The organism is Nonomuraea endophytica (assembly GCF_014203235.1).
Lineage (GTDB): Bacteria > Actinomycetota > Actinomycetes > Streptosporangiales > Streptosporangiaceae > Nonomuraea > Nonomuraea endophytica.
On the sequence record NZ_JACHIN010000012.1, the window covers coordinates 162977 to 189190 of the forward strand.

Genomic DNA, 26214 nt, shown 5'->3' on the forward strand with positions numbered 1-26214 from the left:
GAGAAACCGACAAGCAAGGAGCGGAACATGTCCGTCAACTCTGTGACCCACCTGAACTTCCGCGGTGACGCCCAGGCGGCGCTCACCTTCTACCAGTCCGTCTTCGGCGGCCAGGTGGTGGCGATCACGTACAAGGACGCGGGAAACGTGCAGAACCCCGCCGAGGCCGACCAGGTGATGTGGGGCCAGGTGGCCGCCGACAGCGGGTTTCACGTCATGGCCTACGACGTCCCGTCGCGCCTGCCCTGGAACCAGGGGGAGAACGCGTTCTTCGTCTCGCTGCGCGGTGACACGGCCGAGGAGGTCACCGCGTACTGGGAGAAGCTGTCCGAAGGCGCGAACGTGCAGCAGCCGCTGGGCCCCGCGCAGTGGGCGCCCCTCTACGGGATGCTGACGGACCGGTTCGGGGTCACCTGGGTCGTGGACGTCGTCAGCGACTACAGCTGACCCAGGCCGTGCGGGGATCAGGGGACGAGGCCGTCTTCGATGACTCCGGCGGCGACGGCCGCGATCCTGGTGTTGGTGGTGCGGGCGTAGTTGCGCAGGGCGGCGAACGCGTCGTCGACCGAGATGTTCAGTCGGTGCGAGAGGAAGCCCTTGGCCTGCTCGATCAGGACGCGGCTGTCGAGCGCCGACTGGAGCTGATCGGCGGGGGCGAACAGGTCGATGACGTCGTAGCCATCCACGAACGTGTCGTGGAGCCGCCGGTCGTCCAGGGTGCTCATGCCGGTCCTTCCTCGCCGGGCGGGCGGGTCCTCCACCCGAATGCCCGGCCGCGCGCCCACCATGCCCGCCGCCCGCGCCGAGCGGCCCCGGCCGCTCCCGGCGGAGATCGAGTACGGTGAGTGAATTACAACCCTGGCGCCGGGCGAATTCATCCGGTAATCGTGACCTTGACCGCTGGTAAGTCAGGCCGGATAATTCACTTGCGAGCGACTGTAAGGCCGCCGCCACGGCGGAGAAAATGTGTACCGCCCCAGACCCCGGCGGGTGGGACTGTCTCATCACTTGGTGAAACGGTGAGGGTCTGTGATGACCGCAGCGAAATCGCCGCGCTCCGAACACGGTAAGCCATTCCTGCTGGCGGATCGTTTCACCGGCTCCTCCCTGCACATGATCCGGCACGCGACGGCCGAGCAAGCCGAATCCCTCGGCCTCAGCGGGCCCCGGCTGCTCGAGTTCGTGCTGGCCGTGCACGAGAGCGTCGCCAACGTGGTGAAGCACGCCGGAAATCACGGCGAGATCCAGCTGTGGCGCAGCGACGGACACGTGCACTGCACGATTTCCGACCGCGGCCCCGGCATTCCCCTCGACGGGCTGAACGTCTCCCGGATCAGTCCCGACGCGCTGGGCGGCCGCGGACTGTGGCTGATCCATCACCTGGTCAGCAGCGTCGACATCACCACCGGCGCGGACGGCACGGTCGTCCATCTGGCGGTCGAGCTCCCATCAGACGGTACCGGAATGAAGCCCGTCCGGGTGAACTCGCCCTTGCCGGAATCCGAATTCCGCACCGAATGGACCCGCTGAAAAAGCCACCCGCCGGGTTACCTTGATGTCGGATCATCCGCGTGGAAAGCCCGGGAGGGACTTCATGAAGATCAGGCGAGGGGTTTTAGCGGCGGTATTGGCCGCCGGAGTGCTCGCTCTCGGCTCGACCCCGGCGCACGCCATTCCTCCGCCTCCGCCGGGGGGCGACAACCTCATCGTCTTCACCTACTACAGCGGCGAGCAGGTCATCGGGCAGCGCTGGTTCGGCTGCAACCAGCCCGCGGGCCAGTGGGGCTCCCAGAACGGCACCCTGCGGGTCTTCTTCACGCCCTGCTGAGCCGTACCCGAATCAGGTCATCACCGGCAGACCACGGTCCAGGCCGGTGATGCGCAGCAGCCGGGACATGAACGGACGGGGCGCGGTCAGCACCACCGTGATGCCCAGTGGCCTGGCGCGGTGCTGGATCCCGACCAGGACGGCCAGGCCGGAGGCGTCGCAGAACGAGACCTGGGACAGGTCGAGGACGAGCAGGCTCGTGCTGTACTGCAGCGTGGTCAGCAGTCGCCGGCGCAGCGCCGCGCTGGTGAAGATGTCGATCTCGCCGGTCAGGTGAACGATGGTCGGCGTAGACGATTCGGCGATGCCAGACATGACGGCCATGAATGGGTCTCCTTTCGGAGAAGGTGATGCGGGATCACACCGCGGTCGGCAGGCACGTGAGGGCGAGGAGGTCGTCGTCGGTCAGGTCGGCGGTGTGCCGGGCGGTGCGCATCAGCGCGGTCTCGGCGGGTACGGCGGCGGTGTTCGGCGGGATCAGCAGCAGGGCCACCGGCTCGACGGCGGCGAAGAACAGCACGACCACGTGCGGGTCCGCGTCGCGGTAGCGGCCGACGCGGACGTGCCGTCCGGGCGCCGGAATCCGGTCCGGGATATGCGTCCACGCGTTCTCGTACAGGCCGACCAGCAGCGTCGTACGCCCCAGCCGTTGGTCGACGGCGGCGATGAGGCCGGGCAACTCGGTGGCCGCGTCGCGGGACTGGGGCCACCAGGCTCCGTCCACGACGGCTCTTCGGCTGGGCACGGGGTCGAGGGTGAGCCGCAGGACGGGGTGAAGCGCTAGAAGTGTCGGCGTCATGTTCGTCGCCTGACCTGTCCGGGCCCGCGCAAACGGGCCGGTGGTGAATCGCCGGGGGCGACGCCGACCTGACTGTCAACGCTCGAGATGTCCTCGGTAACTGCACCTTACCTTACGTCGCAAAGGCGAAGCCCAGGGCCTGGCGCATCAGTTCGGGCAGGTCCGCGTGGCCGTCGCTCTCGGCCCAGCGCACCAGCGCCACGTGGGTGGCGCCCAAACAGGCTCCGGCGGTGGCGCGTACGCGGAACTCCTCGGCGGGGTCGGGCGACGGGCCGCAGAGCGCGGTGACGATCGCGGACTGGGTGGCGTACTGGCTGTCGAGGTGGTGGGCGCGCAGCGCCGGGACGGAGATCATCAGGCTCAGCCGGGCCAGCAGCATGGCCTTCTCGGCCGCGATCGCCGTGGCGGCCATCTCGACGAGGGCCAGGCCGATCCGCTGGTGGAGCGACTCGGTCTCCGGCCGGGCGGCCACGGTGGCGGCGGTCACCTGGTCGTAGTCGTCGTAAAGCACCAGGTCCTCTTTGGTGGCGAAGTGCCGGTACACGGTCATCGCGGAGACGCCCGCCGCCTCGGCCACCTCGGTCACGGTCGTCGCGTCGTAGCCCCGGTCGAGGAAGAGGCGGATGGCGTGCGCCTGGATCGCCTGTCTTGTCTCGATACGGCGGCGGTCGCGCAGGCTCGTCATGTGGTAGACAGTACCAAAGTGGTAGTGACTAACATTTCTGGAGGGTCCGATGACACGACTGATCGGCAAGACCGCGCTGGTGACCGGAGCCTCACGCGGCATCGGCCGGGCCATCGCCGAACGGCTCGCCGCCGACGGCGCCCGCGTCGCCGTGCACTACAGCACCAGTGAGGCCGAGGTGGCCGAGACCGTCGAGCGGATCGGCGAGCGCGCGTTTCCGGTGCGGGCCGACCTCGCCACCATGGCCGGCGTGGGCGAACTGGCGGGCGCGCTGGCCGAGCGCGAGCTGGACATCCTGGTCAACAACGCCGCCGCGCCGCCCGCCGGACCGATCGAGACGGACACCCCTGAGCGGTTCGACCGGTTGTTCGCGGTCAACGTCAAAGCCCCGTACTTCCTCATCCAGCGGCTTCTGCCCCTCATGCGGAACGGCGGGCGGATCATCAGCATCTCCACCGTCGCCACCCGCATGGCCTATCCCACCCAGACCTCCTTCGCCATGACCAAGGGCGCGCTGGAGACCATGAGTCTCTCCCTGGCCCAGGCTCTCGGCAGCCGCGGCATCACGGTGAACGTCGTCGCCCCGGGCGCCACCCGGACCAGCGCCAACGCCGCCCTCTTCACCCCGGAGGCGTCGGCCTTCTTCGCCAGCCACACGGCGCTGGACCGGGTGGGCAGGGCCGAGGACGTGGCCGACGTGGTGGGATTCCTCGCCTCCGACGCGGCCCGATGGGTGACCGGCCAGGTGGTGGACGCCAGCGGCGGCGTGCACCTGGGGCCGCGCCTAGGCTGATTCGGACCGAGCTTCGCTACTGATCTGGAGTTTTCGATGTCCGTTCGCCGCGTCATGCCCGTCATCCAGTCGAACGCCGTGGAGGAGAGCCGGGAGTTCTATGAGCTGCTGGGGTTCGAGGAGGTCATGGACCACGGGTGGATCGTGACGTTCGCCTCGCCGTCCACCCCGGCGGCGCAGATCAGCTTCATGACCAGTGACAAGACCGCCCCGGTCACGCCGGACGTGAGCGTCGAGGTGGATGACGTCGACGCGGCGTACGCGGCCGTGCGTGACAGTGGCGCCGAGATCGTGCACGACCTGCGGGACGAGGACTGGGGCGTGCGGCGCTTCTTCGTGCGCGACCCCAACGGCCGGGTGATCAACGTGCTGAGTCACCGCTGAGCGGGATCGATGATGTGCAGGGGCACGTCCTGGCCGATCCGCCACAGGGTCGGGATGACGTGACCCGTGCGCGCCCGCTCGTACTCAGCCTCGGTGAGCGCGGCGACCTGCAGGAACGTGAGCGTGTCCAGGACGTCGAACTCGGGGTCCACGGTCAGGGCCAGCGCCGTCAGTGACCCTCTCGGGTGCATGCGCATCAGCCGGCCGGGGGCGAGGGGCTGTTCGCGCAGGTCGAGCAGGAGGGCGACGCACCAGTCGGGCGGGGCGGCGTCCGCCGGGCCGCGGGCCACGCGGAGGCTGAGCTCGTAGCCCTGGCCGGTCCCGATGGTGATCAGGTGCCAGTGGGGGAGCGGGAGGCCGGCCGCGTACCCGCGGATGGCGCCTCCGGCGAGGTCTCCCCATGGCTGGGCTTCGCCGTAAACCTTTTCCAGTGCTGCCTCGATCTTTCCGTGCATTCCTCTCACGTTATGGGATAGGGCTTGCGAACGTACAACCCTCGTGCGTACAGTGTTCGCATCGAGAGTAAGACGTACGCAAGGGAGTTTCCCGATGAAGGTCATGGCCATCCTCACCGCCGCGACGCTCGCGGCCCCCACGCCCGCCACGTCCGACCTGCGGCGTGACGTCGAGGCGGTGCACGCCACGGGCGCCGTGGGTGTGCTCAGCGAGGTGATCACCCCGTCCGCGCGGCAGCGCGCACGGGCCGGCGTCGGCGACCTGGCCGCCGGGAGCCCGGTGCCGTTCGACGCGCGGTTCCGGGTCGGCAGCGTGACGAAGTCGTTCGTGGCCACGGTGGTGCTGCAACTGGCCGGCGAGGGCAGGTTGACGCTGGACGACACCGTGGAGCGCTGGCTGCCCGGCCTCGTGCGGGGCAACGGCAACGACGGCTCCAAGATCACCGTCCGGCAGCTCCTGCAGCACACCAGCGGCCTGTACGACTACAACGCCGACCTCCTGCGGGGACAGCTGACCGAGGAGGGCTGGCGGGCCGAGCGGTTCCGCTCGTTCCGCCCGGAGCGGCTCATCGCCATGGCCACGGCCCACGCGCCGCACTTTCCGCCCGGCACCGGCTGGGCCTACTCCGCCACCAACTACGCCCTCGCCGGCCTGGTGATCCGCGCCGTGACCGGCCAGACCTGGGAGCAGCAGGTACGGCAGCGCGTCATCGAACCCCTGGGCCTGCGTGACACCTCCACCCCAGGCGAGTCCCCCTTCCTCCCGAGCCCGAAGGCGCACGGCTACACCCGCTTCGCCCCCGGCGCCCACCTGGTCGACGTCACCGTCCAGAACCAGACCCACGGCAACGCGGCGGGCGCGCTGACCAGCAGCCCGCGCGACCTGGCCAGGTACTTCCGCGCACTGCTGGGTGGTGAGCTGCTGGCCCCCGCGCAGCTGGGCGAGATGAAGAAGACCGTGCCGGCCAAGGGCTGGGAGGCGTTCCACCCCGGCGCGCGTTATGGGCTCGGGCTGGTGTGGCGCCCGCTCGGCTGCGGCGGCGGCTACTGGAGCCACAGCGGCACCAACCTCGGCTACCGCAACTGGGACGGCGTGACCGAGGACGGCAAGCGCTCCGTGGCGGTCTCGGCCACCATCACCCGCTCGGCCGAGGAGGTCCAGGCCGACCTGACCACGATGAAGGCCATGGACCGGCTGGTCGAGAACGCCCTGTGCGCGAAGCGGTGAGAGTGCGGCGAACCAAAAGATCGACGGCGGAGTCCAACACCACATGATCAGCATGACGCTATCCCTGGTGCTGGCGCTCTCGCCGGCGACCGCGACCGAGATCCCGAAGAACTTCCTGCTCAGCGAACCCGACGCACGCAAGATCCTTAGTCCGGATGACGCGGCCGAACAGGGCTACAAGATCAGCGACAAGCTCACCAGGCCGCTGGTGCTTAACCCGTGCGTGCACCGGCGGGCCGTCGACCGCGGCCGCCTGGCGGCCCGCACGATCACGTTCTGGAGCAGCGCACCGAGCGGCTCGGCAGAACAACTCGTCCTGTACAAGAGCCCGGGGGCCGCCCACGCCGCGTTCACCCAGCTGCGCGCCGAGGTCAAGCGGTGCGCGAGCAAGAGGGACCCGGCCGCCCCGGCTCTCAAGATCCGGTGGCGGACGAGCAAGGCCAAGGCGGGCGACGAGTCGATCGGCATGGGCTACCAGACCTGGCAGGACGGCATCGTGAACGAGACGGTCACCGGCGTCGTCGCGCGCAGGGGCAGCGCGCTGATGATCTACACGACCTCCGACGGCTACTACAACCCGGGCGGGCTGACCAAGACCGCCAGGAAGATGGCGGCCAAGGTCTGCGCGCTGCCCGGAGTCTGCTGAGCGGGTCAGTGGGGGGCGAAGCCGTGCAGCAGGGCCTCGACGACGGCTTCCACGGTGGGCAGCTCCTTCTCCAGCAGGCCCCGGTAGACGACCACGCCGACGAACATGTCGCTCAGTAGCCACAGGTCGGCGTCCTCGCGCACCTCGCCGCGGGCGAGCGCGTTGTCGTAGATCTCCCATGAGCGGGCCATCCTCGACCGCATCGCCTCGCGCAGGATCTCGGCCACACCGGGGTCGCGGCCGGCCTCGCCGTACATCTGCCTGGCGGCGGGGCCCATCGCCTTCCAGGCCTCCATCGTCTCGGTGACGACCACGCGCAGGTCACCGGCGAACGACCCGGTGTCGGGCATCGCCACTTTGGCGTCCATGGCCGAGCCGAGCGCGTCGAGCAGAAGGTCCCGTTTGGTGGCGTAGCGGCGGAACACGCTCGCCCTGCCCACGGAGGCGGCCTCGGCCACCTCGTCCATGGTGAAATCCAGGCCTTTCGTGAAGATCAGGGTGGTCGCCGCCCGCTTGATGCGGACATCCACTTCCGGATCGGGCTTGCGCGCCATAAGTGAGACTCCTAGTATCAGATACTATGCGTATCAGAATCCTCATCATAGGCGCGGGACCCGGTGGATTGGTCGCGGCGCGCTCACTCACGACTGCCGGACACGACGTGGAGATCCTTGAGCGGGCTCCGGAGCCGCGCACGGAGGGCGGCTCCGTCACCTTGTGGCCGGGCTCGATCCGCATCCTGCGCGAGCTCGGGGCGGACCCGACCGACCTGGGCAGCCGGCTGACCCAGCTGGAGGGGTGGTCGCCGGAAGGCGAACCGTTGATGAAGGTCGACCTGCTGCGCGCCGAACGCAAATACGGCGCCCCCAGCGTGCACATCTCCCGCAGAGACCTGGTCGAACGCCTGGTCGATGGGGTGCCCGTCCGCTACGGAAGCGAGGTCGTGGGGGTCGACCCCGACCGGGCCGAGGTCACGCTGGCCGACGGGAGCACCGTCAGCGGAGACATCCTGATCGGCGCCGACGGCCGCAATTCCGCGGTACGGCGGGCGCTGGGAAAGGAGGATCCGGCCCGGCGCACCGAATGGGTCACCTGGCAGACCTTCGCCGACGTTCCCCTGGAGCTGGTCGACACCGGGCGCTCCCTGGTCATCACCGGCGAGGAGGGGATGATGGGCCTGACCCCGGCGGGCCCCGGCAGGGTGCTGAACTGGTTCGAGCTGCGCACCGGGCCGGGCCGTCCGCTCTGGCTGGACGAGGTCGACCCGATCGGCCGGCTCAAGGAGGTCTTCGGCGACTGGAAGGGCCTGGTGCCCGAGGTGCTGTCGTCGGTGACCGAGATGCAGGCGTTCCCGCACTGGCGGCACAAGGTGCCGGCGGTCTGGGGACGCGGGCCCACCACGCTCCTGGGCGACTCCGCCCACACGATGCCCCCCAGCCTCGGCCAGGGCACCAACCAGGCGATCGAGGACGCCTGGCTGCTGACCCGTTCGCTGGGCGACCTGCGCGGCTACGAGCGGACCCGGGCCAAGCAGCTGCGCCTGCCCGCCAGGCTGGCCGGTGACGAGATCGCCAACCGGCCGGGCAGGAAGATGCCCGGCGGGCCGATGAGCGTCTTGTACACCTGGTGGATCCGCAAGTCGAGCGGCTACCTCTCGGCCATGGCGTGACTCAGAGGACCTTGAGCGCCAGGCGCCTGCCCCGGCCCTGGCTGTTGACGAGCGCGAACCAGAGCGTGAAGACCTGGTCGAGCACGTCGTGGCGGTCGGGGCCGAGGTGGACGGGGTTGAGGCCGACGTCGCGGACGACGCGTTCGACGATCTCGCGGTCGGCCTCCGCGGCGGAGTAGAACAGGTCGGCCACGACGCCGTCGAAGACGGGTTCGGCGAAGTTCTCCCAGCCGAGGGCATTGAAGGCCCGGGTGTAGCGGGCTTCGGGGGCCAGGGCGGCGAACTCGGCGGCATTGTGCATCGCGCCACCGTCGAACTTGTTGGCCGCGTCGATGACGACCTTGCCCGCGAGTTCGCCGGCGTGGTCTCGGGCGAAGCCGGCGACGACCTCGCCGGGGATGGCGATGATCACCGCTTCGGCGCCGTTCAGGGCGGCGCGTACCGAGCCTTCCGGGGTGCGGGAGCCGTAGCGGACGTCGTGTCCGGCCGCGGCGAGCGCCTCACCCAGTGTCCGGCCGACGTGGCCCGTGCCGATGACTGCGACATCCATGGAGAACTCCCAACGGGGTTGGCGGGGGGTGTGGCGGATCCTCGGGCTCTACCAGGTGCCGGCGACCTGGCGGATCGGGGCGTTGAGGCGGTTGAAGAGGTTCGTGGTGGCGATCATGAGCAGGATCGAGGCGAGCTGCTGCTCGTCGAAGTGGTCGGCGGCGTTGTTCCAGACCTCGTCGGAGACCGAGTCGGGGCGGTCGGCCAGCCGGGTCGCGGCCTCGGCCAGCTCCAGCGCGGCGCGCTCGGAGTCGGTGTAGTAGGGGGCCTCGCGCCAGGCGGCGACCAGGCCGATGCGCTCGTCGCTCTCGCCGAGCTTGCGCAGGTTCTTGAGACCGGCGTCGACGCAGAAGCTGCACCCGTTGACCTGGCTGACGCGCAGGTGGATCATCTCCAGCAGTTCGTGGGGCAGGCCCTGCGACTGCGCGGCCTTCATCAGCTCCATGATCGGCTTCATCGCGGCGGGGATGATCGTCGCGGGGTTCTTCATCCGGGCTTCCATTTTGTCCTCTTTCGTCGTTGTTGCTGTGAGAACAGATTGGCCGCCCGAGTTGATACATTCGCTATGCGTCGACGATGGGGTGACAAATGGTGCGATTTACGCTTCTTGGGCCGGTCCAGGTGATCGTCGATGGGGGTCCGCTGGCGGGCATCGCCCCGCGGCACCGCGCGGTCCTGGCCTATCTGCTGCTCAACGCCGGACGGGTCATCAGCATCGACCGGCTGATCGAGGCCATGTGGGGCTACGACCAGCCCGACACCGCCCGCTCGCAGGTCCACGCCTCGATCACGGCGATCCGCAAGGCGCTGCGCGGCGCTGGCGACGGCGACCTGCTGGAGACGCGGGCCGGCGGCTACGTCGTGAACCCGGCCCAGGGGCAGGTGGACGCGCAGGAGTTCACCGAGCTGGTGACGCTCGGCGACCTGCGCGGGGCGCTGAAGCTGTGGAACGGCGAAGCGCTCGAGGACGTGCACGCGCACTACGTCTCCGGAGCCCGCGACCTCTGGAACGACCGGCGGCTGACCGCCTACGAACGCCTGGCCGAGACCGAGCTCGCCGCCGGCCGCCACGCGGAACTGCTCGACGACCTGGCCGCCCAGGTCACCGCCAACCCGATCAGGGAGAAGCTGAGCGGGCACCTGGTCCTGGCGCTGCACCGCTCGGGCCGGCAGGCCGACGCCCTGGCCGCGGCCCGCGCGTACCGCACGGCGCTCGCCGACGAGCAGGGGCTGGACCCCGGGCACGCGTTCGCCGAGCTGGAGCGAGCGGTGCTGAACGACGATCCTTCACTGCGCCTGGCCGAGGTCGCCGAGCCCGTCCAGCCGCCGGCGCCGGCCGGGCCGTCGCGGCGGACCTTCCTGCCCTACGACATTCCGGATTTCTCCGGACGTACCGCTGAGCTGGAACGGCTCGCGGACGAGCAGGAGGCGGCCCTCGTCACGATCGACGGCATGGCCGGGATCGGCAAGACCACCCTCGCCGTGCACGTGGCGCACCAGCTGACCGGCCGTTACCCGGACGGCCAGCTCTTCCTCGACCTGCAGGCCCACACCGCGGGCAGCACCCCGGTCGACTCCGCCGCCGCGCTGGAGGCCCTGCTGCGCCAGCTCGGCGTGCCCGTGGACCTGATCCCGGCGACCCTGGTCGAGCGCAGCGCCCTGTGGCGGGCCGAGCTGGCCGGCCGCCGGGTGCTCGTCGTCCTGGACAACGCCCTCGACGCCGACCAGGTACGCCCCCTGCTGCCCGGCGGCTCCGACACCCTCGTCCTGGTCACCAGCAGGCGGCGGCTGGTCGGCCTGGACGGCGCCCGCGCCCTGTCCGTCGAGGTCCTGGGCGAGCAGGACGCCGTCGAGCTGTTCGGCCGGATCGTCGGCGACCGCGCGAAGGACGAGCCCGAGGCGGTCCGCGAGGTGCTGGAGCTGTGCGGCTACCTGCCGCTCGCCATCCGGATCTCGGCCGCCCGCCTGCAGCACCGCCAGCGCTGGACGGTCGCCTACCTGGCCGGCAAGCTGCGCGACCAGCGACGGCTGCTGGACGGGGTGTCGGCCGCGTTCAGCATCTCCTACGAGCAGCTCGACGAGGACGAGCAGCGGATGTTCCGCCTGCTCGGGCTGGTCCCCGGCCGCGACATCGACCCGGACGGCGCCGCCGCCCTGGCAGGCATCTCCGAGGACGACGCGGAGGAACTGCTCGAAAGCCTGCTGGACGCCCACATGCTCCTGCAGCTCGAACCCGGCAGGTACACCTTCCACGACCTGCTCCGCGAGCACGCCCGCTCGCTCGGCGGCGACGACGGCGCGATCCTGCAGCTGCTCGTCTACTACCTGCACCGCTCGCGGGCGGCGATGGACCGGCTCTTCCCCGACAGCATCGTGCAGCGCGAGGGCATCCCGCAGCCGCAGTCGCCGATCCCGCCGATCCGGGACGCCGATGAGGCGCTCACCTGGCTCGACGCCGAGCGTTCCAACATCATCGTGACCGCGTTGCACGGCCCGGAGGTCTGCCTCGGCTTCATGGGCCTGGCGCTGCGCCCGTACCTCGACCGGCAGGCGCACCACGACGACGCCCTGACCCTGCACAACCTGGTCCTGCGGCGCAGCCGCAAGCTCGGCAGCCACGGCTTCGAGGCGCAGGCGCTGACCGACCTGTCCTGGACCTACTGGCGGCTCGGCCAGTACGAGCAGGCGGAGGAGCACGCGAACCAGGCGCTGGAGGCGTGCGAGCAGCCGCACGAGGAGGCGCGGGCCCTGCTCACGCTGGGCAACGTCGCCCAGCGCAGGCGCCAGGACGAGCAGGCGGAGCAGTACCTCAAGCGGGCGCTGGACCTGACCCGCATCGGCGCTGACACGTGGGGTGAGGCGCACGTCCTCGGCTACCTCGCCCTCGTCCTCGACCGGGCCGGGCGCCCGGAGGAGGCCCGCAGGCACCTCGACGTGGCGCTGGCGCTCCACCGCAAGATCGGCAACCCGGGCGGCGAGGCGCTGGTGCTCAACCACCTCGGCGTCGTAGCCCGCCACCAGGGCCAGCTCGGCCAGGCGCGCACCCGGCACGAGGAGGCCGCCGCGCTCTACCGCAAGCTCGGCAACATCACCGACGAGGCGGTCGCGCTCAACGGGCTGGCCGAGGCGGCCGACGATCCCGCACGGGCGGCCGAGGAGCACGCGGCCGCGCTGGCGCTGGCCGACGCCTCCCGCAACCGGCCCGAGCAGGCCCGCGCGCACGACGGCCTGGCCCGCGCCCATCTCACGCTGGGCCACTCCGACCAGGCCCGCGAGCACGGCCGGCTGGCGCTCGACCTGTACGGGGAGCTCGGCGTGCCCGAGGCGGAAGAGGTGCGCGCCCTGCTCGAACGCGCGGGGTAGGGGCCCTCGGGCAGGTCTGACAGTTGCCGACCGACCGGTCGGTCGATATCGTCAAAGTATCGACCGACCGGTCGGTAGAGGCGTGGAAGGAATCTGTCATGACCCATGTCCAAGGCACCGTCGCCCCCGGCTTCGAGGCCGTCCGCGAGGCGTTCGAGCGCAACTTCACCGACAGCGGCGAGGTCGGCGCCGGGCTGGCCGTCTACCGGCACGGCAACGCCGTCGTCGACCTGTGGGGCGGCGAGGCCGACCCGGACACCCACCGCCCCTGGAACCGGGACACGCTCGCCGCCATCGCCTCCACCTGCAAGACGTTCGCGTCCGGCGCGCTGCTGCGGCTGGTCGAGCGGGGAGAGGTGAACCTGGAGACGCCGGTGGCGCACTACTGGCCCGACTTCGCCCAGAACGGCAAGGGCGACATCACCGTCCGCACCCTGCTCGCCCACCGCGCCGGACTGCCCAGCATGCACATGCGCCCCGTCACCTGGGAGGACCTGCGCGACTGGACCCCGATCACCGAGACCCTCGCCGCGGCCACCCCGGAATGGCCGCCCGGCACCCGGCACGGCTACCACGGCGTCACCATCGGCCACCTCGCCGGGGAGATCGTCCGCCGCGTGACCGGGATGACGCTGAGCGCGTTCCTCGAAGCGGAGATCACCGGCCCGCTCGGCCTCGACTGCTACGTACGCGTGCCCGACCCCGCGCTGCCGAGGCTGGCCAAGATGGTCCTGCCGGACGAGCAGGCCGTGCAACTCGGCATGCAGGTGCCGGAGATGGCGGACTTCGTCCAGGCGCTCGGCGACCCCGACACCCTGAGTTACCGCGCCTTCTACGGCAGCGTCACCCAGCAGTGGGACGACTCCAACAACCCCCGCACCTACCAGGTGGAGAGCCCCTCCATGGACGGCGTCGCCTCCGCCCACTCCCTGGCCCGCTACTTCGCCGCCATGATCGGCGAGGTCGACGGCATCCGGCTCTTCTCTCCCTGGCTGCTCGACAAGATCCGCACCCCGCAGTCGGACGGCATCGACGAGCTCCTCAAGGTCCGCACCGCCTGGGGGCTCGGCTTCCTCGTGCCAGGAGGACCCTTCTGGCCCGCGCCGGAACACCTCAAGGGCCTGTTCGGCGGCAGCGGCGCCACCGGCTCGTTCGCCTTCGCCGACCCCGAGCGCGGGCTGGGGTTCGGCTACGTGCCCAACCGCGGCTCCGAACTGCTGGAGGGCGGCGACTTCCGGGTCAAGTCGCTGGTCGAGGCCCTCTACAGGGCCGTGCTGTGAAGGCCCCGATCACGATCGTGCGCGACGCGGAGATGCCCATGCGCGACGGCGTCGTGCTGCGCGGCGACGTCTGGACGCCGGACGACGGGCGCCGCCGCCCCGCCGTGCTGATCCGCACGCCGTACGGACGGACGGGGACCAACAACGACTTCCTGCGCCCGCTCGAATGCGTGCAGGGCGACTACGCCTGCGTCGTGCAGGACACGCGCGGCCGCGCGGGCTCCGACGGCGAGTGGACGATCTTCATGGCCGAGCAGGAGGCCCGCGACACCCACGACAGCGTCGAATGGGCCGCGGCGCAGCCGTGGTGCGACGGCAACGTCGTCATGGCCGGGGCCTCCTACCTGGGGATCGTGCAGCTGCTCGGCGCCGCCGAGCGCCCGCCGCACCTGCGCGCGATCGCGCCCGGCATGACCAGCAGCGCCGAACTCGACCGCGCCGCCGGCGGCGTCATGCGGGTCAACGAGGTCATGGCGTGGCTGGCGTTCATGGCCATGGACTGGCTGGAGCGCGAGCGGGCAGCCGGGCGTCCCGCCGACCCCGGAGCCGCTCACGAGCTGTGGGAGCTCGCCACCGACCCGGCCGCCGCCCTGCGCACGCTGCCGCTGAAGGACCTGCCGCAGTTCGCCGCGGTGCCGGGCTTCCCGCTCGACGTGGGCAAGATGCTGGCGTACGGCACGCCCGGCATCGCCGAGTCGTTCGCCTACGAGGCCGTCGAGGTGCCTGCCCTGAGCGTCACCGGCTGGTTCGACAACCACTGCGACTCCACCGTCGAGAGCTTCCTGCGCCTGCGGGCGATCCACGGCGACCGGCACCGGCTCATCGTGGGCCCCTGGTCGCACGACGGCCGGCTCGGCTACTGCCAGGGCGAGGTCAGCTTCTCCGCCCGCGGCGACGCCTCGGTGCTCGGCCTGTCCGCCCAGCACCTGGCCTTCTTCGACGAACACGTGCGGGGCGTCCCCTCCGCCGCGCCCGCCGTCAGGTACTTCCTCATGGGCGCCGACGAGTGGCGCGAGGCGGACCGGTGGCCGCCGCCGGGCGAACTCAGGACGCTGTACCTGGAGGACGACGGCCGCCTGGGCCCGCGACCTCCGGCGGACGAGCACCCCGACCACTACGCCTACGACCCGGACGACCCCGTCCCCACCCGCGGCGGCCGGGTGGTCAACCTGGGCCGGCTGGTGCCGGGCCCGCTCGACCGCTCCCGACTGGAAGAACGCCCCGACGTCCTGTGCTACACCTCGCCCGTCCTGGACGAGCCGCTCGACGTGGTGGGCCAGGTGACGGTACGGCTGTTCGCCGCGTCGTCGGCCCGCGACACCGACTTCGCCGCCAAGCTCGTCGACGTCTTCCCCGACGGCCGCGCGCTGGCCGCGGCCGATGGCGTCCAGCGAGCCCGCCACCGGCACGGACCGGACATCGAGCAACTTCTGGAGCCGGGAACGGTCGAGGAATACACCATCGGCCTCGGCCACACCGCCTGGCACTTCCCGGCCGGGCACCGCGTCCGGCTGGAGATCACCAGCAGCGACTTCCCCGCCTACGACCGCAACATGAACACCGGTGAGCCGGTCGGCTCCGACGCCGCCGGGGTGGTGGCCCACCAGACCGTGCACCACAGCGTGCGGTATCCGTCGCGGCTGGAGCTGCCGGTCCTGTCAGAAGGGCACGGTCCGACCCCGTAGCAGGGTCGGCGGGCGCAGATGCTCGCCATAGACGTCCGCCAGCCGGTCGGCCCGCTCGGTGAAGGCGCGCAAGCCGTACTGGTTGACGAACTGGAGTGTGCCGCCCGACCACGGCGCGAAGGCGAGCCCGAGCACGCTGCCGACGTTCGCGTCGGCGCTGGAGGTCAGGACCCCGTCCTCCAGGGCGCGCACGCTCTCCAGCGCCTGGGCGAACAGCAGCCGCTCGCGCACGTCCCGCTCCGGAATGGGCCGGTCGCCGCCGAAGCGCTCGGCCAGCCCCGGCCACAGGCGCTTGCCCGCCCGGTCGGGGTAGTCGTAGAAGCCACCGCCTCCGGCCCGTCCAGGGCGGTTCATCTCCTCGACCATCCAGGTGAAGACGCCGTAGGCGGTGGTGTGGCCCAGCTCGCGGCCGTCGGCCGCCGCGTCCGCCTCGTTCTGGCGGCGCACCCTGAGCATGGTGGCCAGGGCGACCTCGTCGCTGACCGCCAGCGGGCCCACGGCCATGCCCGCCTTGCGGGCGGCGTTCTCCACGAGCGCCGCCGGCACGCCCTCCGCGAGCATGGCCGCGCCCTCGGCCGTGTAGGAGACGAACACCCGCGAGGTGTAGAAGCCGGGGCCGTCGTTGACGAGGATCGGCGTCTTGCCGATCTGCCGGGCGAAGGCGAAGGCCAGCGCGAGCGCAGCGTCCCCGGTCCGCTCGCCGCGCACGACCTCCAGCAGGGGTACGCGCTCCACGGGCGAGATGAAGTGCAGACCCACCAGGTCACCGGGGGCCCGCAGCCCCTCGGCCAGCCCGGTGATCGGCAGCGTTGAGGTGTTGGAGGCCAGCACGGCGGCGCCGTCCTCGGCGGCGGCCAGCACGCGGCGCTTGAGCGCGCGGTCCTCGAAGACGGCCTCGACCACGAGGTCGCACCCGGCGATCGCGCTGCCCGGCGCGGCGAGGTGGTCGACGGCCGTGCCGCAGGCGGCGGCGCTCATCCGGCCCTGGGCGACCTGCCGCCGCAGCCGGCGCACGACCTCGTCGTGCCCCCGCTCGGTCGCCTCCTCGTTCACGTCGGTGAGCACCACCTCGATGCCCGCCGCGGCGGCGACCGCCGCGATCCCGGCGCCCATCATCCCGGCGCCGATCACGCCGAGCCGCCGTACCCCGCCGGTGGACCTGGCCCGCCTGGTGACCTCGTTGCGGCCGTACCAGTGGCAGCCGATCATGTTCTTGGCCACCTGGCCGGTGGCGAGCGCGACCAGGTGCCGGGTCTCGGTGCGCAGGGCGGTGTCCACGTCCACCCGGACGGCCTCCGCCGCGCAGGCCAGGATCCGCTCATGGGCGGGCAGGGTGCCGTGGGTCCTGGCGTACAGGCGGGCGGCGGCGATCTCGAAGAAGCGCGGGGGTGCGGCGGGCGCCGGGTCGTCCCATGGTTGTTTCGCATCGGGGTGGGCGGCTATCCACGCGCGGGCCTCGCCGATCAGCTCGCGGGCCGGGACGAGCCGGTCCACGAGCCCGGCGTCGAGCGCCCGGCGTGGCGGCAGCCGTTCTCCCTCCATGAGAAGCGGCAGGGCGGCGGCGGGGCCCAGCAGGCGGACGGTCCGCACCACCCCGCCACCGCCGGGCAGTAGCCCGAGCGTGACCTCGGGCAGGCCGAGACGGATCGCCGGGTCGTCGGCGCAGAGGCGGTGGTGGCAGGCGAGGGCCAGTTCCAGCCCGCCGCCGAGCGCGGAGCCGCCGATCACGGCCACCACGGGCCGGCCGAGGCGCTCCAGCCTGCGGAAGGCGTCCTTGGTGCGGCCGAGTTGCTCGGCGAACCCGGGCGCGTCGGCGGGGGTGAGGGAGTAGATCTGGTCGAGGTCGGCGCCGACGGCGAAGGTGGTCTTGGCGGAGGCGACGATCACGCCGGTGACGTGCTCGCGCTCCGACTCCAGGCGGTCGAGCGCCGCGGCCAGGGCGGTGCCGAAGACGGCGTCCAGCGTGTTGACCGGGCGGTCGGGCCGGTCGAGCGTGAGCGTGACGATGCCGTCGTCGTCGCGGTGGTAGCCGATCGCCATCACACGTCCCTCTCGATGATCGTGGCGATGCCCATGCCGGCGCCCACGCACAGCGTGGCCAGGCCGCGCCGCAGGTTCCGGCGCTCCAGCTCGTCCAGCAGGGTGCCGAGGATGACGCAGCCGGTGGCGCCGAGCGGGTGCCCGAGCGCGATCGCGCCGCCGTTGACGTTGATCCGGTCGGGGGAGAGGCCGAGGTCGCGGGCGTACTTGAGCACCACGGCCGCGAACGCCTCGTTGACCTCGAAGAGGTCGATGTCGTCGAGCGTGAGCCCGGCCCTGGCCAGCGCCTTGCGGGTGGCGGGGACCGGGCCGGTGAACATCAGCGTCGGCTCGGTGCCGACCACCGCGGTCGCGACGATCCTTGCGCGTGGCGTCAGGCCCAGCCGTTCGCCCGCGCCCGCACTGCCGATCAGCATGACGGCGGCGCCGTCCACGATCTGGGAGGAGTTGCCCGCGGTGTGGATGTGCTCGACCCGCTCGACCTGGGGATAGCGGCCGATGGCGACCGCGTCGAACGTCTCGCCGGCCTGGGCGAAGCTCGGCGACAGCCCGGCCAGCCCCTCCATCGTGGTCTGCGGTCTGATCGCGTCGTCATGATCCAGTACGGCGAGGCCGTCGGCACCGGTCACCGCGACGAGCGAGCGGTCGAAGTACCCCTTGTCCCTGGCCCGCGTGGCACGGCGCTGCGACGACAGCGCGTAGGCGTCCACCTCGCCGCGGGTGTAGCCCTCCAGCGTCGCCAGCAGGTCGATGGCCACTCCTTGGGGCACGTACCCGGTGCGCAGCGCCGTCTCCGGATCGTCCATCCAGGCGCCGCCGGCCGAGCCCATCGGCACCCGGGACATCGACTCCACACCGCCCGCCACCACCAGGTCCTCGAACCCTGACCGGATCTTCATGGCCGCCAGGTTCACCGCCTCCAGGCCCGACCCGCAGAACCGGTCGATCTGCACACCGGGGGTGTCGAGGTCGAGCCCGGCCACCAGGGCGGCGATGCGGGCGATGTCGCTGCCCTGCTCGCCGACGGGGCTGACACAGCCGAGGACGACGTCGTCGACCTGCGGGCCGTCCAGGTGGTTGCGGTCGGCCAGGGCGCGCAGAACCTGCGCGGCGAGGTCGACGGGGCGGATGCCGCGCAGCGCGCCGCGTTTGCTGAGGCCGCGCGGCGTGCGCACGGCGTCGAAGATGAGGGCTTCCACGGTGCCGACGCTAGGAACGGCGGCGGACCCGGCCAATGACCCTGCCGTCCGCGATCCCTGACCCTGCCGTCCCAAAGCAGCCGGCGGGCACGCCGGTGACCGCGCGCCCGGGATGGGCGCGCTGGTCTTATGGCCGGTAGGCGCGCGGGGTGGTGCCGGTCCAGCGTTTGAAGGCGCGGTGGAACGCGCTCGGCTCCGAGAAGCCGAGCCGCCTGCTCAGCTCCTCAATGGACAGGTCGCCTCGGGCCAGCGCTGACACCGCGGCGTCCCGCCTGAACCGGTCGCGTACGCGCTGGTAGGAGGTGCCTTCGGCGCGCAGGCGGTGCCGTAGGCCGGCGGGGCTGACGGCCAGCCGGGCGGCGGTCGCGGCCAGGTCGGGACCGCCCTCGGCGAGCACCTTCCTGACCTGCCCGGCCACGTCGCCGGAGTAGTCACCGCGCTCCACCAGCTCGGCCGGGTACCGGCGCAGGAACGGCGTCAGCGCCGCCTCGTCGCGCAGCACCGGCCGGTCGAGCGCCGCCCGGTCGAACCCGATCGCGGGCCGCGCCCGCCCGAACAGGCACCCGCACCCGTAGAACGCGTCGTACTCCAGCACGTACGGCGGCCGCCCATGCGGAAACTCCGCCCGCCGCAGCTCCAGCCCACCCCCCACCAGCCAGCTGGCGAACCGGTGCCACGCCCCCAGCACGAGCTCGACCAGGTGGTCGGCAGGCTGCGGGAACCCGGTCAGCGTGAACTCCAGCCGCGCCACCCGCCCGCTCTCCACCAGCCTGATCGTCACCCCGATGGCGAAGAGGTCGTAGAAGGCGGCCCCGCGCAGCAGCGCGGTGCGCAGGTCGGGGCCGTGCACGGCGAGCGCCGCCATGGTCGCGAAGGTGCCGAGCCGGCTCGGGGCCGGGCCGAACCCGAGCAACTCGTCGTCGAGCGCGGTCCAGAGGTGCCGGACCAGGCGGGCGTACTGCTGTGTGGTGACCGTGCGGGCCTCCGGCTCGATGCCCGAGCGGGCGAGCGCCCGGCCGACGTCGAGGCCGCGGCGGCGGGCGCCGGCGAGGCAGGCGTGCACGAGCCGTCCCGAGATCCGTCTGTCCATGTCGGCCCCTTTCTGCCACCATCATATGAATGAGTGTTCATACAGAACAGCCCGTCATCGACATCTGTGACGGCGTCCACGACTCCGGCTCATGGCTGGCGCTGCTGCGCGGGCTGTCGGCGGACGCGCCGCACTTCCTGGAGTTCCTGGCCGGCGCCATGAGCGTGGTAGCCGGCCTCGACCCCGCGCGCACCCGCGATCAGCTCGCCCGCGATCCCGCGACGGCACTCGCCGCGCTGGCCGACGGGCTGGCCGTCGACGACGGCGCCCACGTGGAACGGCTGCGCGCCGCCGGCGTCCGCCACCAGGTGCTGCACGGCTCCCACTACCGCCTGCCCGGCGGCGAGAGCGTGAACGACCGGGTGGCCGCGCGCGCCGCCCGGCATCCGGGCCTGCTGAGCGGCTGGTGCGGTGTCGACGCGCGCGATCCGGCGGCGGCGGTCGCCGAGATCGACCGGTGTGCGGCGCTCGGCATGCGCGGGGTGGTCATGCTGCCCTTCGCCTCGGGCGTGCCCGCCGACGACCCCGCCAGTCACCTGATCTACCGGCACGTCGCCGGGCTGGGGCTGCCGCTGTGGCTGCACTGCGGGCTGAACCTGTCGCGCACCAGCCCGATGACCACCCCGGCCGAGCTGGACCTGGTCGCCGGGCGTTATCCGCGGATGCCGGTGGTGGCCGGGCACGGCGGCTGGCCTTACGTGGGAGAGCTGGTGGCGGTGATGATGCGCCAGCCCAACGTCTATCTCGACACCTCAGGGCACGATCCGCGGGCGATGGCGGCCCCGGGCTCCGGGTGGGAGCCGCTGCTGTTCCATCTGCGGGGGGCGTTGCGCCGCCGGGTGGTGTTCGGCAGCGCGGCCTGGACCCACGCCTCCACCCAGGAGCGCTCGGTCGCCGCCGTGCGTGGGCTGGGCCTGGAGGAACGGCACGAGCGGGCCTGGCTGCACGACAACGCGGCGGCTCTTCTCGGCCTTCCCCTGGCCATCTCGGCTTCTGATGCTTAATATGAATGAACGTTCATAGAGCAAGGAGTTGAATCTTGGCTGGAATCATGGCGTACGGGGGCTACCTCCCTGCGCACCGGATCCGCCGCTCGCGCATCGGGGAGGCGCTCGGCACCAGGCCGGGGGCCGGCACCAGGACGGTCGCCTCCTACGACGAGGACACCACCACCATGGGCGCGGAGGCGGCCAGGGTCGCGCTGCACGGCCTGCCGGGGCCGGAGGAGGTGAGGGGCCTCTTCTTCGCCACCTCTGACCCGGTCTACCTGGACAGGTCCAACGCCGCCGCCGTACACGCGGTGCTGTCGCTCGACCCGTCCGTGCCCGCGGTCGACATGTGCGGCGCGGTGCGCTCCGGCGTCGGCGCCCTGCGCGCCGGACTGCACGCGGGCGCGCCCACACTCGTCGTCCTGTCCGACATCCGCGCCGGCCTGCCCGGCGGCGCCGACGAACGCGACGGCGGCGACGGCGCCGCGGCGCTCGTCGTGGGCACGGACGGGGAGGTCGTGGCGGAGTGGATCGGCGACGCGGCCAGGACCGAGGAGTTCCTGAGCCGCTGGCGCGAGCCCGGCGAGCGGCACTCCCGCCACTGGGAGGACCGCTTCGTCGAGGAGGTCCACGTGCCCGCCGGGCGGCTGGTGCTGGAGGAGGCGCTGAAGTCCGCCGGCCTGACCGCGGCCGACGTCGACCACCTCGTCGTCGCCGGCGCGAGCAGGAGGATCGCCGCCGCGGTCCGCGCCGCCGCGGGCGTCGATGAGCACGCGGCGGCCGACGACCTGCTCGACTCGGTCGGCGAGACCGGCACCGCCCACCTGGCGCTGCGCCTGGCCGCGATCCTGGACCGGGCCGGGCCGGACGAGGTGATCGCGCTCGTGGTCCTCACGGAAGGCGCCGACGCGCTGCTGTTCCGCACCACCGGCCTGCTCGCCGGAAGGCGCAGCGCCTGGCCGACCGCCGCCCAGATCGAGCACTCCAGCGACGACCTGAGCTACGCCACCTACGTCTCCTGGCGCGGATTCCTGCCGCGCGAGCCCATGCGCCGCCCGCTGCCGCCACAGCTCGCCGCCCCCGCCACCCGGCGGATCGGCGCGTGGAAGCTCGGCCTCGTCGGCTCGCGCTGCCTCGCCTGCGACACCCGCCACCTGCCGCCCCAGCGGGTGTGCGGCGCCTGCCGCGCGCTCGACCAGATGCGGCCCGACCCGGTGGCCGGCCTGCCCGCCACCGTCTCGATCGCCACCGTGGACCGGCTGGCCTGGTCGCCGAACCCGCCGCTGATCTACGGGACCGTCGACTTCGACGGCGGCGGCCGGCTGCAGTGCGAGTTCACCGACACGGGGCCGGACGGCGCGCGGACCGGGCTGCGGGTGCGCATGGCCGTACGCAGGACGCACAGCCGCGACGGCGTGCACAACTACTACTGGAAGGCCCGCCCGGAACGAGGGGAGCAATACTGATGGCCGACAGAGGAATCACCGGCAGAGTGGCCGTGGTGGGCGCCGGATGCACACGCTTCGGCGAGCGCCGCGACGCCGGGGCCGACGACCTGCTCATCGCCGCCGCCAACGAGGCCGCCGCGTCCGCGGGCATCGACCTGGCCGACGTGGACGCGTTCTGGCTGGGCACGTTCGGCTCCGGGCACGCGGGCACCGCGCTGTCCAAGCCGCTCAAGCTGGACAACAAGCCCGTCACCCGGGTCGAGAACTTCTGCGCCACCGGCTCCGACGCCTTCCGCAACGCCTGCTACGCCGTGGCCGCCGGCGCGTACGACGTGGTCATGGCGATCGGCGTGGAGAAGGTCATGGACTCGGGACAGGCCGGCATCCCGTTCTTCGAGTTCTTCGACGACGGTACGGCGGTGCCGCACACGCCCCCCGGCACGTTCGGCTACCTGGCCACCGGCTACGCGCAGCGGCACGGCGTGGCCGACGCCGACCTGCGCGCGGCCATGACCCACGTCGCGTGGAAGAACCACCGCAACGGCGCGCTCAACCCCCGCGCCTACTTCCAGCGGGAGATCCCCAAGGAGGTGATCGACCGGCAGCCGCTGCTGGCCGGGAAGCTGAGCCTGCTCGACTGCGGCGGGCTGGCCGACGGCGCGGCCGCCGTCGTGATCACCAGGGCGGAGGACGCGCGCCGCTACACCGGTAAGCCGGTCCTGGTGAAGGCGCTGGCCCTGGCTGCCGGTCCGGGCACCGGCGCCATGGATCCCGGCCACGACTTCTCCTCCTTCCCCGAGGCGGTGGCCGCCGCGCGCAGCGCGTACGCGCAGGCCGGAATCCACGACCCGAGGGCGGAGCTGTCCTTCGCCGAGGTGCACGACTGCTTCACCATCACCGAGATCGTCCTGATGGAGGACCTGGGCTTCTCCGTCCGGGGTACCGCCTGGAAGGACATGGTGGGCGGGGTCTTCGACCGCGACGGCGCGCTGCCGGTCAACCCGGACGGCGGGCTGAAGGCGTTCGGGCACCCGCTCGGCGCCTCCGGCATCAGGATGATCTTCGAGAGCTGGCTGCAGCTACGCGGCGAGGCCGGGGAGCGGCAGATCGACAACGGGCGCACGCTCGCGCTCACCCAGAACATCGGCGGCGATCCCGGCGAATGCGTCTGCCTCATCACCATCCTCGAAGGGCCTTCCCGGTGAGCGGCGACGCGGTCATCGACATGGCCGGGGTCGTGCTCGACGCCGAGTCGTGGGAGTCGTACCTGAGCTGGTTCGCCGCCGACTGCCCGAACTATCTGCGGCTGTTCGGGCGGCGGTTCTGCGGGCTGGCGGGGGTCGAGCACGCGGCGTACCAGAAGGCGCTGGAGCGCGGACCGGACGAGGTGGTGCGGCTGCTGTTGTCGACCGGCCGCCTGGACGTGGACATCGACCGGTATGTCGAGGAACTGGCCGCCGGTGGGGTGGCGCTGCAGGTGATCCACGGCGGCATGACGCCGCTGCGCTCGGGCGGGCTGCTCAACGACCGGGCGGCCGCCTTCGCCCGCCGCCACCCGGAACGGCTGCGCGCATGGGCGGGGCTGAGCATGCGCGACGAGCAGGCGGCGCTGAAGGAGATGCGCAGATGCGTCGGCGACCTCGGCATGGGCGGGGTGTCGGTGACGCACTTCACCGACGTCGCCGACCCGCTCTCGGCCGCCAGCCGGGCGGTCTACGCCGAGGCCGAGCGCCTGGGCGTGCCGGTCTGGATCCACGCCGGGCACAACCTGTCGCCCCGGGTGCCGGTGGACCACTGCGCGTGGCGGCAACTGGACGCGATCGCGCGGGCCCACCCGGACCTGGTGATCGTCGCCGGTCACGGCGGCTGGCCCTGGATGATGGAGATGGTCGCGCTCTGCCAGCGCCATCCCAACGTCTACCTGGAGTTCTCCACCCACCGGCCGTCGCACATGGCGGCCGCGGGGTCCGGCTGGGAGCCGCTGCTGGCCCACGGCCGGGCCACGATCAGGAACAAGGTCCTGTTCGGCAGCGTCGGCTGGGTGCACGAGATGTCCGCGGGCGAACTCGCCGACGAGGTACGCGCGCTGCCGCTCGACGAGGGCACCGTGCGCCGCTGGCTTTACTCCAACGCCGCCCGCGTGCTGGGCACGGCGGCATGAGCACCGCCTTCGCCACGACTCCCGAGGCCGCGGAGTGCGTGGTGCCCCTGGTGCTGCGCCGCCACGCCGAGGAGCGCCCCGGCGAGGTCTTCGCCGTCTTCCAGGACGGCGAGGCGTGGACGGGCGTGCGGGTGCTCCGCGAGACCCTGGCCATGGCCGAGATCCTGCACGAGCACGGCGTACGGCCCGGCGACCTCGTCGTCTCCTGGCTGCCCAACGGACCGGACGCCCTGCGCACCTGGTTCGGGCTCAACGAGCTCGGCGCCGTCTACGTGCCGGTCAACACGGCCCTGCGCGGCAGGTTCCTGGAGCACGTGCTGGCCAACTCCGGGGCCCGGCTCGCGGTCGTCCATCCCTCCCTGGCGCCCCGGCTGGCCTCGGTGGAGACGGCGGCGCTGCGTACCGTCCTGGTCCCCGGTCACACCGCGCCCGAGGTCACCGGCCTCGACGTGACGCCGATCGGTGACCTTCCGGCCGCCCCGCGCCGGGTCTCGACGTACACGCCGCGACCCTGGGACACCTACGGCGTGCTCTACACCTCCGGCACGACCGGGGCGAGCAAGGGCGTGCTGTGCTCGTACGCGCACCTGTGGACGACGGCGGTGGCCTCGTCCGCCGGCGTCATCGGCGCGGGCGACCGATACCTGGTCCAGCTGCCGCTCTTCCACGGCGGCGGCACGATCGGCGTCGCCCTGGCCCTCTACGTCGGCGCCTCGGTGGCGGTGGTGGACGGCTTCGACACCCGCTCGTTCTGGGACCTGGTCCGCCGGACCGGCACCACCGCCTGCACGCTGCTGGGCGCCATGACCTCGTTCCTGTCCGCGCGCGAGCCCGGACCGGACGACCTGGGACACCCGCTGCGCACCGTCTGCATGGTGCCGCTCGGCGAGAACGCCCGGGACTTCGCCCGGCGCTTCGGCGTCGACGTCTACACGCTGTTCAACATGACCGAGGTCAGCACGCCGCTGCTGTCGGAGCGCAACCCGGACAGGGCGGGGGCCTGCGGCCGGGTGCGCCCCGGCGCGGAGGTGCGGCTGGTGGACGCGCACGACCGGGAGGTGCCCGACGGCGAGACCGGCGAGATGATCGTCAGAACGGCCGCGCCCTGGGCGATGAACCACGGCTACCACGCGATGCCCGAGGCGAGCGCGGCGGCCTGGCGCAACGGCTGGTTCCACACCGGCGACGCCTTCCGCCGTGAGCCGGACGGCGAGTACTTCTTCGTCGACCGGGTCAAGGACGCCATCCGCCGCCGGGGGGAGAACATCTCCTCGTTCGAGCTGGAGACCGGCGCGGCCGCGTACCCGGGAGTCAGGGAGGTGGCGGCCGTCGCGGTGCCGAGCGAGCACGGCGAGGACGAGGTGCTCGTGGTCGTGGCGCCGGTCCCCGGCCAGGCCCTCGACCCCGCCGGGTTCGTGGCCTTCTGCGTGGAGCACATGCCGCACTACATGGTGCCGCGCTATGTCCGCGTCGTGGCCGAGCTGCCCAAGACGCCGACGAACAAGGTGCGCAAGCACCTGCTGCGCGCCGCCGGGATCACCGCCGACACCTGGGACCGCGAGGCGGCCGGCATCCGGGTCAGGCGGGAGCGCCTCCCGGCCGCTGACGGTCGACCCGCGGCCGGATGACGAAGAAGGCGCGGGTGCCGGCGGTCGCCTGGTAGTCGACCGTCGCGCCCGCGCCGATGTAGCAGGCGGAACCGGCGGCGACCCGCACCGCCCGTCCGCCCCCGGTCACGGTCAGCTCGCCCTCGATGACATACAGCGTCTCGTCGTAGGTGAGCGTCCAGTCGCGCAGATGCCCGTCCGCCGGGAAGCGCAGGAAGCCCGCGGTGTCCGTGGGGAAGGACACCGCGAGGTTGCTGGCGAAGGGCACCTCGCGGTAGCCCGACGGGTCGTCGCCGAACAACAGGACCTCGGTCAT

Annotated in this window: 29 protein-coding genes; 17 read left to right on the top strand and 12 right to left on the bottom strand. The window is 72.0% G+C overall.

The window, feature by feature from the left end:
• Window positions 1-27 precede the first annotated feature (27 nt).
• Window positions 28-447: a VOC family protein gene (locus HNR40_RS37190; RefSeq protein ID WP_184969907.1), complete on the top strand. Its 420-nt coding sequence runs from the start codon at window positions 28-30 to the stop codon at window positions 445-447.
• A 17-nt stretch (window positions 448-464) separates the two neighbouring features.
• Here the strand turns inward: HNR40_RS37190 and HNR40_RS53880 are convergent, their stop codons facing one another.
• The gene (locus HNR40_RS53880) at window positions 465-725 is read right to left on the bottom strand and encodes an ANTAR domain-containing protein (protein ID WP_221341307.1); all 261 of its coding nucleotides are present in this window, start codon (window positions 723-725) and stop codon (window positions 465-467) included.
• Here HNR40_RS53880 and HNR40_RS56720 point away from each other — a divergent pair.
• The 3 genes from HNR40_RS56720 (at window position 724) to HNR40_RS37205 (ending at window position 1828) form a co-directional block, all read left to right on the top strand.
• Window positions 724-849 carry a hypothetical protein gene (locus HNR40_RS56720; protein ID WP_281395690.1) on the top strand — a complete coding sequence of 42 codons (126 nt, stop codon included), beginning with the start codon at window positions 724-726 and terminating at the stop codon, window positions 847-849. The two genes, HNR40_RS53880 and HNR40_RS56720, sit on opposite strands and share 2 nt — an antisense overlap.
• Before the next feature lie 183 nt (window positions 850-1032).
• Window positions 1033-1530: an ATP-binding protein gene (locus HNR40_RS37200; RefSeq protein WP_184969911.1), complete on the top strand. Its 498-nt coding sequence runs from the start codon at window positions 1033-1035 to the stop codon at window positions 1528-1530.
• A gap of 64 nt (window positions 1531-1594) precedes the next feature.
• Window positions 1595-1828 carry a DUF6289 family protein gene (locus tag HNR40_RS37205; protein ID WP_184969913.1) on the top strand — a complete coding sequence of 78 codons (234 nt, stop codon included), beginning with the start codon at window positions 1595-1597 and terminating at the stop codon, window positions 1826-1828.
• A 12-nt stretch (window positions 1829-1840) separates the two neighbouring features.
• On the opposite strand, the gene HNR40_RS37210 is transcribed toward HNR40_RS37205, so the two are convergent.
• The 3 genes from HNR40_RS37210 to HNR40_RS37220 form a co-directional block, all read right to left on the bottom strand.
• Entirely contained in the window at window positions 1841-2152 is a 312-nt protein-coding gene (locus tag HNR40_RS37210; protein WP_184969915.1) for an STAS domain-containing protein, read from the bottom strand.
• Window positions 2153-2186: 34 nt separating this feature from the next.
• The gene (locus HNR40_RS37215) at window positions 2187-2627 is read right to left on the bottom strand and encodes a DUF5994 family protein (RefSeq protein WP_246509857.1); all 441 of its coding nucleotides are present in this window, start codon (window positions 2625-2627) and stop codon (window positions 2187-2189) included.
• 112 nt (window positions 2628-2739) lie between these two features.
• A complete protein-coding gene (locus tag HNR40_RS37220; RefSeq protein ID WP_184969919.1) occupies window positions 2740-3312 on the bottom strand; it encodes a TetR/AcrR family transcriptional regulator in 573 nt (190 codons plus the stop codon).
• Between the two features lie 49 nt (window positions 3313-3361).
• On the opposite strand from HNR40_RS37220, the gene HNR40_RS37225 reads away from it, so the two are divergent.
• A complete protein-coding gene (locus tag HNR40_RS37225) occupies window positions 3362-4105 on the top strand; it encodes an SDR family oxidoreductase (RefSeq protein WP_184969920.1) in 744 nt (247 codons plus the stop codon).
• Window positions 4106-4141: 36 nt separating this feature from the next.
• Window positions 4142-4489 (top strand): VOC family protein, encoded by a 348-nt coding sequence (locus HNR40_RS37230; RefSeq protein WP_184969922.1) that lies wholly within the window; start codon window positions 4142-4144, stop codon window positions 4487-4489.
• Here the strand turns inward: HNR40_RS37230 and HNR40_RS37235 are convergent.
• Complete coding sequence (locus tag HNR40_RS37235; protein WP_184969924.1) at window positions 4480-4944, bottom strand: suppressor of fused domain protein; 465 nt, start codon at window positions 4942-4944, stop codon at window positions 4480-4482. The two genes, HNR40_RS37230 and HNR40_RS37235, sit on opposite strands and share 10 nt — an antisense overlap.
• 94 nt (window positions 4945-5038) lie before the next feature.
• On the opposite strand from HNR40_RS37235, the gene HNR40_RS37240 reads away from it, so the two are divergent.
• A complete protein-coding gene (locus tag HNR40_RS37240; protein ID WP_184969926.1) occupies window positions 5039-6172 on the top strand; it encodes a serine hydrolase domain-containing protein in 1134 nt (377 codons plus the stop codon).
• Window positions 6173-6224: 52 nt separating this feature from the next.
• Window positions 6225-6818 (top strand): hypothetical protein, encoded by a 594-nt coding sequence (locus HNR40_RS37245; protein WP_184969928.1) that lies wholly within the window; start codon window positions 6225-6227, stop codon window positions 6816-6818.
• A gap of 5 nt (window positions 6819-6823) precedes the next feature.
• Here the strand turns inward: HNR40_RS37245 and HNR40_RS37250 are convergent, their stop codons facing one another.
• The gene (locus tag HNR40_RS37250) at window positions 6824-7372 is read right to left on the bottom strand and encodes a TetR-like C-terminal domain-containing protein (protein WP_184969930.1); all 549 of its coding nucleotides are present in this window, start codon (window positions 7370-7372) and stop codon (window positions 6824-6826) included.
• 26 nt (window positions 7373-7398) lie between these two features.
• Here HNR40_RS37250 and HNR40_RS37255 point away from each other — a divergent pair, with 26 nt between their 5' ends.
• Window positions 7399-8487 (top strand): FAD-dependent oxidoreductase, encoded by a 1089-nt coding sequence (locus HNR40_RS37255; protein WP_184969932.1) that lies wholly within the window; start codon window positions 7399-7401, stop codon window positions 8485-8487.
• Window position 8488: 1 nt separating this feature from the next.
• On the opposite strand, the gene HNR40_RS37260 is transcribed toward HNR40_RS37255, so the two are convergent.
• Together HNR40_RS37260 and HNR40_RS37265 are read right to left on the bottom strand one after the other, a co-directional pair.
• The gene (locus tag HNR40_RS37260; protein ID WP_184969933.1) at window positions 8489-9037 is read right to left on the bottom strand and encodes an NADPH-dependent F420 reductase; all 549 of its coding nucleotides are present in this window, start codon (window positions 9035-9037) and stop codon (window positions 8489-8491) included.
• 48 nt (window positions 9038-9085) lie between these two features.
• Window positions 9086-9526, bottom strand: coding sequence for a carboxymuconolactone decarboxylase family protein (locus tag HNR40_RS37265; protein WP_246509858.1), 441 nt, complete (start codon window positions 9524-9526; stop codon window positions 9086-9088).
• 98 nt (window positions 9527-9624) lie between these two features.
• Between HNR40_RS37265 and HNR40_RS37270 the strand changes: the two genes are divergently transcribed.
• The 3 genes from HNR40_RS37270 (at window position 9625) to HNR40_RS37280 (ending at window position 15364) form a co-directional block, all read left to right on the top strand.
• Complete coding sequence (locus HNR40_RS37270) at window positions 9625-12399, top strand: AfsR/SARP family transcriptional regulator (RefSeq protein ID WP_221341308.1); 2775 nt, start codon at window positions 9625-9627, stop codon at window positions 12397-12399.
• 98 nt (window positions 12400-12497) lie between these two features.
• On the top strand, window positions 12498-13679 hold the full coding sequence (locus tag HNR40_RS37275) for a serine hydrolase domain-containing protein (protein WP_184969937.1): 1182 nt from the start codon (window positions 12498-12500) through the stop codon (window positions 13677-13679).
• The gene (locus HNR40_RS37280) at window positions 13676-15364 is read left to right on the top strand and encodes a CocE/NonD family hydrolase (protein WP_184969939.1); all 1689 of its coding nucleotides are present in this window, start codon (window positions 13676-13678) and stop codon (window positions 15362-15364) included. The genes HNR40_RS37275 and HNR40_RS37280 overlap by 4 nt, the downstream gene beginning before the upstream one ends.
• On the opposite strand, the gene HNR40_RS37285 is transcribed toward HNR40_RS37280, so the two are convergent.
• The 3 genes from HNR40_RS37285 to HNR40_RS37295 form a co-directional block, all read right to left on the bottom strand.
• Window positions 15338-17404 (bottom strand): 3-hydroxyacyl-CoA dehydrogenase NAD-binding domain-containing protein, encoded by a 2067-nt coding sequence (locus HNR40_RS37285; protein ID WP_184969941.1) that lies wholly within the window; start codon window positions 17402-17404, stop codon window positions 15338-15340. The two genes, HNR40_RS37280 and HNR40_RS37285, sit on opposite strands and share 27 nt — an antisense overlap.
• Window positions 17404-18603: an acetyl-CoA C-acetyltransferase gene (locus HNR40_RS37290; RefSeq protein ID WP_184969943.1), complete on the bottom strand. Its 1200-nt coding sequence runs from the start codon at window positions 18601-18603 to the stop codon at window positions 17404-17406. The genes HNR40_RS37285 and HNR40_RS37290 overlap by 1 nt, the downstream gene beginning before the upstream one ends.
• 127 nt (window positions 18604-18730) lie before the next feature.
• Window positions 18731-19693, bottom strand: coding sequence for an AraC family transcriptional regulator (locus HNR40_RS37295; protein ID WP_184969945.1), 963 nt, complete (start codon window positions 19691-19693; stop codon window positions 18731-18733).
• Window positions 19694-19722: 29 nt separating this feature from the next.
• Between HNR40_RS37295 and HNR40_RS37300 the strand changes: the two genes are divergently transcribed.
• Genes HNR40_RS37300 through HNR40_RS37320 form a run of 5 tightly spaced genes read left to right on the top strand, consistent with a single transcriptional unit; the run spans window position 19723 to window position 25919 of the window.
• A complete protein-coding gene (locus HNR40_RS37300; protein WP_184969947.1) occupies window positions 19723-20697 on the top strand; it encodes an amidohydrolase family protein in 975 nt (324 codons plus the stop codon).
• 35 nt (window positions 20698-20732) lie between these two features.
• A complete protein-coding gene (locus HNR40_RS37305) occupies window positions 20733-22148 on the top strand; it encodes an OB-fold domain-containing protein (protein WP_221341310.1) in 1416 nt (471 codons plus the stop codon).
• The gene (locus tag HNR40_RS37310; RefSeq protein ID WP_184969949.1) at window positions 22148-23335 is read left to right on the top strand and encodes an acetyl-CoA acetyltransferase; all 1188 of its coding nucleotides are present in this window, start codon (window positions 22148-22150) and stop codon (window positions 23333-23335) included. The genes HNR40_RS37305 and HNR40_RS37310 overlap by 1 nt, the downstream gene beginning before the upstream one ends.
• Window positions 23332-24291 carry an amidohydrolase family protein gene (locus tag HNR40_RS37315; RefSeq protein ID WP_184969951.1) on the top strand — a complete coding sequence of 320 codons (960 nt, stop codon included), beginning with the start codon at window positions 23332-23334 and terminating at the stop codon, window positions 24289-24291. Before HNR40_RS37310 ends, HNR40_RS37315 begins: the two co-directional genes overlap by 4 nt.
• Window positions 24288-25919 (top strand): AMP-binding protein, encoded by a 1632-nt coding sequence (locus HNR40_RS37320; RefSeq protein WP_184969953.1) that lies wholly within the window; start codon window positions 24288-24290, stop codon window positions 25917-25919. Before HNR40_RS37315 ends, HNR40_RS37320 begins: the two co-directional genes overlap by 4 nt.
• On the opposite strand, the gene HNR40_RS37325 is transcribed toward HNR40_RS37320, so the two are convergent.
• Complete coding sequence (locus HNR40_RS37325; RefSeq protein ID WP_184969955.1) at window positions 25870-26214, bottom strand: EutQ-related cupin domain-containing protein; 345 nt, start codon at window positions 26212-26214, stop codon at window positions 25870-25872. The genes HNR40_RS37320 and HNR40_RS37325 overlap by 50 nt on opposite strands.